The organism is Devosia sp., assembly GCF_014860165.1.
In the GTDB taxonomy this organism is placed as follows: Bacteria; Pseudomonadota; Alphaproteobacteria; order Rhizobiales; family Devosiaceae; genus Devosia.
In genome coordinates this window covers 1-11,431 of the sequence record NZ_JACZKG010000021.1, presented here as the reverse complement: position 1 = coordinate 11,431, position 11,431 = coordinate 1, and the positions used below count along the sequence as shown (strand labels likewise).

11 protein-coding genes and 1 pseudogene are annotated in these 11,431 nt (G+C 63.3%); 9 read left to right on the top strand and 3 right to left on the bottom strand.

From position 1 onward, the window contains the following. Positions 1 to 34: 34 nt before the first annotated feature. Positions 35 to 697 carry an alpha/beta hydrolase gene (locus IH615_RS05445; protein WP_291360454.1) on the bottom strand — a complete coding sequence of 221 codons (663 nt, stop codon included), beginning with the start codon at positions 695 to 697 and terminating at the stop codon, positions 35 to 37. Positions 698 to 983: 286 nt separating this feature from the next. On the opposite strand from IH615_RS05445, the gene IH615_RS05440 reads away from it, so the two are divergent. The 9 genes from IH615_RS05440 to aroA all read left to right on the top strand — a co-directional run bounded on the left by IH615_RS05440 (position 984) and on the right by aroA (position 9,895). Beyond that, on the top strand, positions 984 to 2,123 hold the full coding sequence (locus IH615_RS05440) for an aminotransferase class V-fold PLP-dependent enzyme (protein WP_291360453.1): 1,140 nt from the start codon (positions 984 to 986) through the stop codon (positions 2,121 to 2,123). A 67-nt stretch (positions 2,124 to 2,190) separates the two neighbouring features. Continuing rightward, positions 2,191 to 3,693 (top strand): Fe-S cluster assembly protein SufB, encoded by a 1,503-nt coding sequence (gene sufB / locus IH615_RS05435; protein ID WP_291360451.1) that lies wholly within the window; start codon positions 2,191 to 2,193, stop codon positions 3,691 to 3,693. Further along, on the top strand, positions 3,690 to 4,166 hold the full coding sequence (locus IH615_RS05430; protein WP_291360450.1) for a cupin domain-containing protein: 477 nt from the start codon (positions 3,690 to 3,692) through the stop codon (positions 4,164 to 4,166). Before sufB ends, IH615_RS05430 begins: the two co-directional genes overlap by 4 nt. A 77-nt stretch (positions 4,167 to 4,243) precedes the next feature. Continuing rightward, a complete protein-coding gene (gene sufC, locus IH615_RS05425; protein ID WP_291360512.1) occupies positions 4,244 to 4,993 on the top strand; it encodes a Fe-S cluster assembly ATPase SufC in 750 nt (249 codons plus the stop codon). Between the two features lie 3 nt (positions 4,994 to 4,996). Continuing rightward, the gene (gene sufD / locus IH615_RS05420; RefSeq protein WP_291360449.1) at positions 4,997 to 6,208 is read left to right on the top strand and encodes a Fe-S cluster assembly protein SufD; all 1,212 of its coding nucleotides are present in this window, start codon (positions 4,997 to 4,999) and stop codon (positions 6,206 to 6,208) included. Between the two features lie 160 nt (positions 6,209 to 6,368). Continuing rightward, a complete protein-coding gene (locus IH615_RS05415; RefSeq protein ID WP_291360448.1) occupies positions 6,369 to 7,589 on the top strand; it encodes a cysteine desulfurase in 1,221 nt (406 codons plus the stop codon). A 12-nt stretch (positions 7,590 to 7,601) separates the two neighbouring features. Further along, positions 7,602 to 8,012 (top strand): SUF system Fe-S cluster assembly protein, encoded by a 411-nt coding sequence (locus tag IH615_RS05410; protein WP_291360446.1) that lies wholly within the window; start codon positions 7,602 to 7,604, stop codon positions 8,010 to 8,012. Positions 8,013 to 8,062: 50 nt separating this feature from the next. Continuing rightward, on the top strand, positions 8,063 to 8,443 hold the full coding sequence (locus IH615_RS05405; protein WP_291360444.1) for an iron-sulfur cluster assembly accessory protein: 381 nt from the start codon (positions 8,063 to 8,065) through the stop codon (positions 8,441 to 8,443). Positions 8,444 to 8,617: 174 nt separating this feature from the next. Further along, entirely contained in the window at positions 8,618 to 9,895 is a 1,278-nt protein-coding gene (gene aroA / locus IH615_RS05400; protein WP_291360442.1) for a 3-phosphoshikimate 1-carboxyvinyltransferase, read from the top strand. Here the strand turns inward: aroA and IH615_RS05395 are convergent. Further along, the gene (locus tag IH615_RS05395; protein WP_291360440.1) at positions 9,892 to 10,962 is read right to left on the bottom strand and encodes a GGDEF domain-containing protein; all 1,071 of its coding nucleotides are present in this window, start codon (positions 10,960 to 10,962) and stop codon (positions 9,892 to 9,894) included. The genes aroA and IH615_RS05395 overlap by 4 nt on opposite strands. 145 nt (positions 10,963 to 11,107) lie before the next feature. Beyond that, positions 11,108 to 11,431 (bottom strand): annotated as a pseudogene (locus IH615_RS05390) (hypothetical protein); the annotation flags it as partial.

Genomic DNA, 11,431 nt, shown 5'->3' with positions numbered 1-11,431 from the left:
TGGGTTTGAAGCGATCGCGCGAATACGCCCGAAACTAGCGCCCGCCGCCGGCGGCGATCTCCTGCCGGCGACGGTCGAGATAATCGGCCGAGCGGGTGGTCAGTTCGTCGATCTTGCCTTCGAAGAAGTGGTTGGCGCCTTCCACGATCTGCTGCTCGATGACGATGCCCTTCTGCGTCTTGAGCTTGTCGACCAGCTTCTGCACCGAGGTGGGCGGCGCCACGCGATCCTTGTCGCCATGGATGATCAGGCCCGAAGACGGGCAGGGGGCCAGGAACGAGAAATCGTAGAGGTTTTCCGGCGGGGCCACCGAGATGAAGCCCTCGACCTCGGGGCGACGCATCAGCAGTTGCATGCCGATCCACGCGCCAAACGAAAAGCCGGCGATCCAGCAGCCGCGCGACTCGCGGTTGATGACCTGCAGCCAATCGAGCGCAGCGGCGGCATCGCTCAATTCGCCAATGCCGTGGTCGAACATGCCCTGGCTGCGGCCGACGCCGCGCGAGTTGAAGCGCAGCACGGCAAAGCCGCGCTCGGCGAACATGTAGAAGAGATTGTAGACGATCTGATTGTTCATCGTTCCGCCGAACTGCGGATGTGGATGCAGCACGATCGCTATAGGCGCGTTGGGCTCTTTGCCCGGCTGGTACCGGCCTTCGAGACGCCCTTCGGGCCCGTTGAAGATCACTTCTGGCATGGTCTTGTTCTTCCGGCCGTTCGGCTCTGTTGGTGCGGTTTTGCGAGGCTCCGTGCGACGGCGTTGCGGCTTGACTAAGGCCGCTCCGCTGCCTAAAACATGGGTCGCAAAATCAGTTTAGAATTGTTCGAAACTCGGTTTAAGGCCGCCATACGGCCTGCAAGAGCGCCCCTTGTAATGAAGTTGGGCAGCAAATTTCAAGAAGTGTTTGAGTCGACAGCCGCGTGAGCGCTCCGGCTCCTGCATGGAATACATGACCGGCGCGCATGCGCCACACGGGAAACCGATGACCAGACCGGCGATCTATCTTGATCATAATGCCGCGTCCCCGCTTCTGCCGGAAGCGCGGGCGGCGCTGGTTGCTGCGCTCGATCTGACCGGCAATGCTTCATCGGTGCACGGCCATGGCCGCGCATTGCGTAATCTCATCGATACCGCCCGCAGCCAGGTGGCAGCCCTCGCGGGCGCCGAGCGCAAGCAGGTGGTGTTCACCGGCTCGGCGACCGAGGCGATCACCCAAGCCATTGTCGGCGGCGCGAAGGCCTTCGCGTCCACGGCCGTAGTTATCAGCGCCGGTGAGCACGCGGCGGTCGGCAAGGCCGCCGAGGCGACCGGACTTCCCATCATCACCATAGGGCTTCTGCCCGATGGTGGAATTGACCTGGATCAACTGGCGTCCGTGATTGCCGGGGCCGAGGGCAACCTGCTGGTGGCCCTGCATTGGGTGAACAACGAGACCGGAGTGGTGCAGGACATCGCCCGGATCAACGCCCTGGTTGGCCCGACCCGCCACACGCTGTTCATCGACGCCGTACAGGCATTCGGCAAGCTCGAGCTGGATTTTGCCGCCTCAGCTCCCGATATGATGGCTGTGAGTGGCCACAAGATTGGCGCGCCCGCGGGCATTGGCGCCCTCTTGGTCAAGGCCCATGCCGATACCGTTCGGCTCATTCCCGGCGGCGGGCAAGAGCAGGGCCGGCGCGGCGGCACCGAAGCGGCGGCGCTGATCGCAGCCTTTGGCGCGGCGGCGGCGGCCATCGAAGCCAGATATCGCGCTGCCGATCCGGCCCGGCTGATCAATCGGCTCGAAGCCGACCTCGGATCGGCCATTCCGGGCCTGGTGGTGTTCGGCGCCAACCGCCTGGGCAATGTGACCAATTTCGCGGTGCCCGGCATCAAGAATGCCACGGCGATGATGGGGCTGGATCTGATGGGCCTCTCGGTGTCGTCGGGCTCAGCCTGTTCGTCCGGCAAGGTCGGACCCAGCCATGTGCTGGCAGCGATGGGCGTCGCGCCCGAACTGGCCGAATGCGCCCTGCGCGTCAGCCTGGGCTGGAATTCGACGGTGGACGACGTCAATGCGTTCGTTGCCGGTTACCAAACGATCCTTGAGCGCCATCGGGCGCGCCAGGGGCAGGCGGCGTAAGCCGTCACGACCTTATACCGCTCGCGGCGACCTTGAATCGCCACCGGGCAAATAGGAGAAGCCAATCATGGCCGACTACGCCGATATCCCGACGCTCAAGGAAAACATCGATCGCGCCACCGTTGACTCGGTGCGCTCGCTCGACGTGGACAAATACAAGTACGGCTTCGAGACAGATATCGAATCCGACATGGCCCCCAAGGGCCTGAGTGAGGATACCGTCCGCTTCATCTCGGCCAAGAAGAACGAGCCGCAATGGATGCTGGACTGGCGCCTGGAAGCCTATGCCCGCTTCCTGACCATGACCGAGCCGACCTGGGCCAAGGTGCATTATCCGCAGATCGACCTGCAGGACATGTACTATTATGCGGCGCCCAAATCGTCGCCGGCGCCCAAGAGCCTGGACGAAGTCGATCCTGCGTTGATTGCCATGTACGACAAGCTCGGCGTGCCGCTGCGCGAGCGCGAAATCCTGGCCGGCGTCGAGCGCCCGAACGTGGCTGTCGATGCGGTGATGGACTCCGTCTCGGTCGTCACGACCTTCCGCGAGGAATTGGCCAAGGTCGGCATCATCTTCTGCTCGATCTCCGAAGCCATCCGCGAATACCCTGAATTGGTGCAGAAGTACCTGGCTTCGGTGGTGCCGGTTTCGGACAACTACTATGCCACATTGAACTCGGCGGTCTTCACCGACGGCTCGTTCGTCTACATCCCCAAGGGCGTCCGCTGCCCGATGGAGCTGTCGACCTATTTCCGCATCAACGAGAAGAAGACTGGCCAGTTTGAGCGCACGCTGATCATCGCCGAAGCCGATAGCTATGTGAGCTATCTCGAAGGCTGCACGGCGCCGATGCGCGACGAAAGCCAGCTGCACGCTGCCGTGGTGGAACTGGTCGCCCTCGACAATGCCGAGATCAAGTATTCCACCGTCCAGAACTGGTATCCAGGTGACAAGGACGGCAAGGGCGGCATCTACAATTTCGTCACCAAGCGTGGCGATTGCCGTGGCGCCAACTCCAAGATTTCCTGGACCCAGGTGGAAACCGGCTCGGCCATCACCTGGAAATATCCCAGCTGCATCCTGCGCGGCGACGGTTCGCGCGGCGAGTTCTATTCCATCGCCATTTCGAACGGGCACCAGCAGGTCGACAGCGGCACCAAGATGCTGCATCTGGGCAAGAACACGTCCAGCCGCATCATCGCCAAGGGCATCGCTGCCGGCTTCTCGGACAATACCTATCGCGGCCAGGTCTCGGCGCATGCCAAGGCCAAGAACGCCCGCAACTTCACCCAGTGCGACAGCCTGCTGATCGGCGACAAATGCGGGGCCCACACCGTGCCCTATATCGAGAGCCGCAACGGCACGGCCGTGTTCGAGCACGAGGCCACCACGTCCAAGATTTCCGACGACCAGATGTTCTACTGCCAGCAGCGCGGCCTTTCCGAAGAGGACGCCGTGGCGCTGATCGTCAACGGCTTCGTCCGCGACGTGCTGCAGCACCTGCCGATGGAGTTCATGGTCGAAACCCAGAAGCTGATCGCGATCAGCCTCGAAGGCTCTGTCGGATGACCGGGCAGGCAATCGAACCGGTCGTTGCCCTGGACCGGCTGGAGCTTAGGCGGCAGGACAGGGCGCCAGGAATTGGCTCCGATGGAGCCAACTTTTCCCGGGCCATGGGGCTCACCATGTTGGGGGCGAGCTATTTCGAGGTGCGTCCGGGCGAGTCTGCGTTCCCATTCCACGTGCACTACCTGGAGGATGAGATCATCGTCCTCCTCTCGGGCGAGGGTACATATCGGTTTGGTGATACCACCAGGAGCGTCACCGTCGGAGACGTCCTGGGAGCGCCCGCCGGCCGGGCGGAATGGGCCCATCAGCTGACCAATACCGGCTCCGAGCCACTGAAATACATCTGCGTCGCCAATCAGACCGAGACCAATGTGGTCGAGTTGCCCGAAGAAGGGCTGCTGCGGGTCCATCATCGCAAGTCTGGCGGCCATGAGAGCATTGAATTGAGCAAGCCGGGCAAGGCCCAGGCGTAGATCGAAATGGACCCAGTCCTGCGCGATGGCCATCAGGCCGCGTCGACTGAAGAAGGTAAAAGAAAATGACTACCCCCATCCTTGAAATCCGTAACCTGCATGCCCGCATCGAAGAGCGTGAAATCCTCAAGGGCGTGAACCTCACCATTCCAGCCGGCCAGGTTCATGCCATCATGGGCCGCAACGGTTCCGGCAAGTCGACCCTGAGCTATGTGCTGGCCGGCAAGGAAGACTACGAGATCACCGAGGGCGAGATCCTGCTCAATGGTGTCGATATCCTCGACATGGAGCCGTCCGAGCGCGCTGTGGCAGGTATTTTCCTCGCCTTCCAGTACCCCATCGAAATCCCCGGCGTGGCGACCATGACCTTCCTCAAGGCCGCCATGAACGCCCAGCGCAAGGCGCGCGGCGAGGTCGAGATGACGACCCCGGACTTCATGCGCGCGGTCAAGGAGGCCGGCGCCCAGCTCAATATCGACAGCGATATGCTCAAGCGCCCGCTCAATGTCGGGTTCTCCGGCGGCGAGAAGAAGCGTGCGGAAATCCTGCAGATGGCCTTGCTCAAGCCGGCGCTCTGCGTGCTCGACGAGACCGATTCCGGGCTCGATATCGATGCCCTCCAGGTGGTCTCGCGTGGCGTCAATGCGCTGCGGGCCGAAAACCGCTCCATGCTGGTCATCACCCACTATCAGCGCCTGCTCAACCACATCGTGCCCGACGTGGTGCATGTGTTCAGCGACGGCCGGATCGTCGAGAGCGGCGACAAGGACCTGGCGCTCCAACTCGAAGCCAAGGGCTATGCCGACTTCGACGCGACGGCGGCCTGACCCATGCGCCAGACCATGCCAGTCCGGCTCGGAGCCGCCGAAGATACACTGATCGCCCAGCTCAAGAGCGTCGGCGCCCATGCCGACGCCGAGCGCATTACCGTGGCCGGCCTGCCGACGCGTCGCGTCGAGAGCTATCACTACACCGATCTCAAGACCCTGCTGCGGACCATCCCGCCGCTGGCCAAGGCCGCCAATGAGGCCAGCGCCCCGGCTTTGCGCGTTCCGGGCGCCTATCAGCTGATGATCGCCAATGGCGTGATCCAGTCCGCCTCGACCGCCCCGGCCGGCATTATCGTCGGCAAGGCCGCTGGCAGCGCGCTCAGCACCCGCGACGACGTGCTGGTGCATCTCAACGGCGCCCTCGCCAAGGAAAGCCTGACCCTGACGCTGGAAAGCAGCGTCGACCCGGTGATCCAGATCGACCGTCGCACCGAGGGTGAGGCGGCCCATGTTGCGGATTCGCTCAAGATCTACGTCGCTGACGGCGCCTCTGCCATCATCCTCGAGACCTTTTCTGGTTCCGACGCCGCCCATGTCGGCAATCACGCCACCTATATCGCACTCGGCAAGAATGCGGTCGTCACCCACATCACTGTGGACCTGTCCTTCCGCGCGACCAGCCACTTTGCCACCAACGAGTATCATGTCGGCGAGGGCGCGAAGCTCCGCACGCTGGTTATCCATGCCGGCGCCGGGCTGAGCCGCACGCAACTGTTCCCCCGCTACGAGGGCGCTGGTGCCCATGGCGACATCACGGGCCTTAACCTGGTCTCCGATGGCCAGCATGCCGATATCACCATGGACGCGACCCATGCCGTACCCGGCACGTCGTCGCAGCCGCTGTTCAAGTCGATTGCGCGTGGCCGCGGCAAGGCCGTGGTGCAGGGCAAGCTGGTGGTGGCCCGGGATGCACAGAAGACCGATGCCAAGTTCATGCATCAGGGTCTGATGCTGTCGGACGAGGCGGAAATCCTCTCCAAGCCCGAGCTGGAAATCTATGCCGACGACGTCGTCTGCGGCCATGGTTCGACCTGCGGCAAGCTGGACGAAGACAGCCTGTTCTACCTGATGAGCCGCGGCATTCCGCAGGAGGAAGCCGAGACCATGCTGGTGCGCGGCTTCCTGGAAGAACTCGTCGATTCGATCGAGGACGCGGCGCTCGCAGAGGCCCTGCATGGGGTCATCGACGGATGGCTGCTGGGCGGCAAGTAGGGGCTATGTCTCTTCACCTCTCCCTTTGGGGGAGAGGTCGGCGCGCAGCGCCGGGTGAGGGGGTCTTTACTGGGTGAGGTGCTTGAGGAAGGCCCACTCACCCGACCCGAAGGCGGGTCGACCTCTCCCCCAAAGGGAGAGGTGAAGAACGGAATTGAACATGACCTTCGACCTAGCCAAAGTCCGTGCCGATTTCCCGATCCTCTCCGAGGTCATCCACGGGAACCGGCTGGTCTATCTCGATAGCGGCGCATCGGCGCAGAAGCCGTTGCAGGTGCTCGATCGCATGGATCATGCCTTCCGGCACGAATATGCCAATGTGCACCGCGGCCTGCACACGCTCGCCAATCGGGCCACCGAAGCCTATGAGGGCGGCCGGCATGCGGCGCAGGCCTTCCTCAATGCTGCCCGTCCGGAAGAGATCATCTTCACCCGCTCGGCCACCGAGGCGATCAACCTCGTCGCGTCGTCCTTTGCCGGCCCGCGCATTGGTGAGGGCGACGAAATTGTCCTCTCCATCATGGAGCACCACTCCAACATCGTGCCCTGGCATTTCCACCGCGAGCGCAAGGGCGCGGTGATCAAGTGGGTCGATGTGGGCGACGATGGCAGCTTCGATCTCGACGCCTTCGCGGCCACGCTGACCGATCGAACCCGTATGGTTGCGGTTACCCATATGAGCAACGTGCTGGGCACGGTGACGCCAATCAAGCAGGTCATCGAGATCGCCCATGCCCGCGGTATCCCCGTACTGATCGATGGCAGCCAGGGCGCCGTCCACACCAGCGTCGACGTGCAGGACCTCGATGCCGATTTTTACGTCATGACTGGCCACAAGCTCTATGGGCCCACCGGCATCGGCGTGCTCTACGGCAAATACGACCTGCTGGCCGAAATGCAGCCCTATCAGGGCGGCGGCGAAATGATCGACGTGGTGACCATGGAGACGGTCACCTATAACGAACCGCCGCACCGTTTCGAGGCGGGAACGCCCCCAATCGTCCAGGCCATCGGGCTGGGCGCGGCGCTAAACTACATGAACGAACTCGGTCGTGACGCCATCGCCGCCCATGAGCACGACGTCGCCCAATATGCCCTTGAGCGCCTCAGCCGCATCAATTCCCTGCGCCTGATCGGCACGGCGCCGGGCAAGGGCGGCATCTTCTCCTTCGAGCTCAAGGGCGCCCACGCCCATGACGTCTCGACTATTCTCGACCGCTACGGCATTGCCGTGCGTGCCGGGACGCATTGCGCCATGCCGCTCCTCAAACGCTTTGGTGTCACCTCTACCTGCCGCGCCTCCTTCGCCCTATATAACGGCAAGGACGACGTCGACGCGCTGGTGGATGGCATTGAACGTGCCCAGAAATTTTTCGCGTAAGCGGGGACTATGATGACCGACGAACTCGAAATCGACGAATCCAAGATCGCCCCGGCGCCTGCTCTTCCCGAGCCGCGCATTACACCCAATGTCGGCGGCGGCCTGCCGGAGGCTGAGGTGGAGCGCATCACATCCGACCTGATCGGCGCGCTCAAGACCGTCTATGACCCGGAAATCCCGGTCGACATCTATGAGCTCGGCCTGATCTACAAGGTCGATCTCGATGATGACAGGAACCTGACCATCGACATGACGCTGACCGCCCCGGGTTGCCCGGTGGCCGGCGAAATGCCCGGCTGGGTGGAGAATGCCGCCCGCGCCGTCGAAGGCGTGCAGGATGTGACGGTCAACATGGTCTTCGATCCTCCGTGGGATGCTTCGCGCATGAGCGAAGAGGCTCAGGTCGCCTTGAACTGGTGGTAATCTCACGCGTTTCGTCCTATATATCGTGAAACGCCGATAGAAAGTTGCCCATGGCCTTCAAGATCATGTCGCTGACCGATGCCGCTGCCGAGCGCATCAACGAGATCATTGAGGACTCCGACAAGCCGGTGATCGGCGTCCGCGTCGGCGTCAAGAATGCCGGCTGTGCCGGCATGGCCTATACGCTCGACTACGTCACCGAGCCGGTCAAGGGCGACGACCATGTGGTGGACAAGGGCGTCGAGGTCTATATCGAGCCCAAGGCGACCATGTTCCTGCTCGGCACGGTCATGGATTTCGAACAGTCCAAGATGAGTTCGGGCTTCACCTTCAAGAACCCCAACCAGACCGGCGAATGCGGCTGCGGCGAAAGCGTCCAGCTCAAACCGGCAGACCTGAAGGCCATCGCCGAGGCGCGGGCAGGGGCATGACTGGCTCTCCATCCCCAACATCCGCCGCGTTCCCTCGGGCTTGACCCGAGGGCCGCTTTCAAAAGAGTGCAGGCGGCGAATGGCCCTCGGATCAAGTCCGAGGGAACGCAGAGTTCGTTATGGCAACGCGGGCCAATTGCATCACGCGGCGTGATGCCCTAACACCACGCCATCATGCCCAGCCCGCTCCCAGCCGCCCTCGCCATTGTCCCGCCCAACCGTCCGCTGGTCGGCCGCGTTTCTCCGCCGGGAAGCAAATCCATCACCAACCGCGCCCTGCTGCTGGCAGCGCTCGCCAGTGGCACCAGCCGGCTGACCGGCGCGCTCAAGAGCAAGGACACGGTGCTCATGGCCGCCGCCTTGCGACAGATGGGCGTGACCGTGGACGAGCCGGACGCCACCAGCTTCGTTGTCACCAGCACCGGCCGTTTGCAGCGGCCCGAGGCACCGCTGTTCCTCGGCAATGCCGGCACGGCGACGCGCTTCCTGACAGCGGCCGTGGCAACGGTGGATGGTGAGGTTATCGTCGACGGTGACGAGGAAATGCGCCTGCGGCCCATCGGCCCCCTGGTCGCTGCACTGCAATCGCTAGGCATCGACGCCAGCAGCCCCACCGGTTGCCCGCCGGTTACCGTTCGCGGCCGCGGCAGCTTCGGTTCGGGCCGGGTCGAGATCGATGCCGGTCTCTCCAGCCAGTATGTTTCGGCGCTGCTGATGGCCGCGCCGCTGGGCGATGGCCCGATCACCGTAGCCCTGTCGGGCAAGGACATTGGCGCCCGCGGCTATGTCGATCTGACGCTGGCGGCCATGCGCAGTTTTGGCGCCTCGGTGGAACAACTCGATGCCGGCACCTGGCTGGTGCAGCCCACCGGCTACACCGCCACCGACCTGCTGATCGAACCCGATGCCTCCGCCGCCACCTATCTCTGGGGCGCCGAGGTCCTGACTGGTGGTCGCATCGACCTCGGCGTCGCCGCTGATGCCTTCACCCAGCCAGACGCCGCCGCCCAGGCAATCATTGCGCAATTCCCCAGCATGCCTGCGGTCATCGACGGCTCGCAGATGCAGGATGCGGTCCCCACGCTGGCCGTGCTGGCTGCGTTCAACAACCATCCGGTCCGCTTCGTCGGTATCGCCAATCTGCGCGTCAAGGAAACCGACCGCATCCGAGCCGTCGCCAACGAACTCAATCGCATCCTGCCCGGCCTGGGCACTGAGGAGGGCGATGATCTGCTGGTCGCCGCCGACCCCGATCTTGCGGGCAAGGTGGCGGGACACAACAGCCGCATCAAGATCGAAACCTATCACGATCACCGCATCGCCATGAGCTTCGCCCTGGCGGGTCTGCGCATTCCCGGCATCGTGATTCTGGATCCCGCCTGCACCGGCAAGACCTATCCTGAATATTGGGACATGCTGGAGGGGCTGGGGGTGGAGTTGCAGCCGGCCTAAGCGGCGGAAACGCCCTGGGCTTCGGCGACGGCCTGCAGGGCCAGCAACTCGCTCTCGCTGATCACGCGATTGCGGCCGGCATGCTTGGCCGCATAGAGGCAGCGGTCCGCGCGCTCGATCAGCATGGCCGGCGTATCGCCCGGCTGATAGGCCGCCACCCCGAACGAGGCCGTGATGCGGCCCAGCTTCTCATTGGTCGAGCGCTTCAGCAATTCCTTGGCCTGGATCGCCCGGCGGATATTCTCCGCCACGATCACCGCGCCTTCCATGTCGGTCGAGGGCAGGATGGCGACGAATTCTTCGCCACCATAGCGGGCCGCCAAATCCTTGCCCTTGATGTTGGATTTCAGCGTCATCGCCACCAGGCGCAACACCTGGTCGCCAGTCTGGTGGCCATAGGTGTCGTTGAAACTCTTGAAGTGGTCGATATCGATGATCATCAGGCAGAGCGGCGAATTGGTCGCGCTGGCCTCGGCGATCGCTCCCTCCATGCCCTCGTCGAAGCTCTTGCGGTTGGCAATCTTCGTCAGCGGATCGAGCAGCGACTCGCGTCGCACATCGTCCAGGTCTCGCTGCAGCGAGGCAATGTCGTCGCGCGAGGCCTCGAGCTTCTGTTCGAGCGCGCGATTGGTTTCCTGCATGCGTCGGGTTTCGGCCAGCAGCCGGTCCGCCAGTTCCTTCATCGCAGGAACGGAGATTTCCCGCTCCAGGTCGCCGCTGGCCGACTGCAGCGAGCCGGAATAGGCATTCGCCGTGGTCATCGCGGTGTCGATCGCCTCATACACCGCCTCGATGCGCGCATGCATGCGCTCCGAGACGTTGGTCATGCGGTCGTTCACGTCGGACTTGAGGAACTCGTTGTAGAGCGTCTCGGCCAGGTTGGTCGACGGCGAATCGCCATTGCGGAAAATGGCGTTGATCCGATTGTTCAGTGTCGGATTGACACCCGTGGAATAGGTGTAGAGCAGCTCATAGAACTGGGGATAGGGCGGAATTCCACTGCGCTTGAGCAGGTCAAATGCAGAGTTCGCATAACCGAGCGCGCGTTTGAATTCCTGTTCGGACACTGCTTCCCTCGCGCCTCGTTGCGCCGACTCCGCCGCGGCTTCTGTCCGCAGCCGAGTCACCACTGATAAATACCGTCCCAGCGTTAATGAACACAACTACACGCCCGCAATAAAAACCGGGCGTGCACAGTCAAATAGTGTTCAGTCAGCTGACTGCGCGCGTTGGCCGCAGCAAAAACGCCGGGATAGGACCGTCATTACCAAAAGGCGAGTTGCTGTCATTGCCTTCCGACTCGGCTGCCTCGGCCTCGGGCCGCTGCCTGCCGCGACTGCGTGGCGGACGCTGCTGGCCCCGTTCGGGGGATGGCGACTGAGCCTCGGCTTCTGCCTCCGCCCGCGTCTTGCCCGTTCTGGTCCGAGCCGGCTTTGGCTTTTCGAGTGCAGGCTCGGCGGCCGGAACGGGTGCAGCGGCGGCCGCCTCGGCATCGGCCCGGGTCCGCGGACCGCCACGGCGCGAACGGGCCGGACG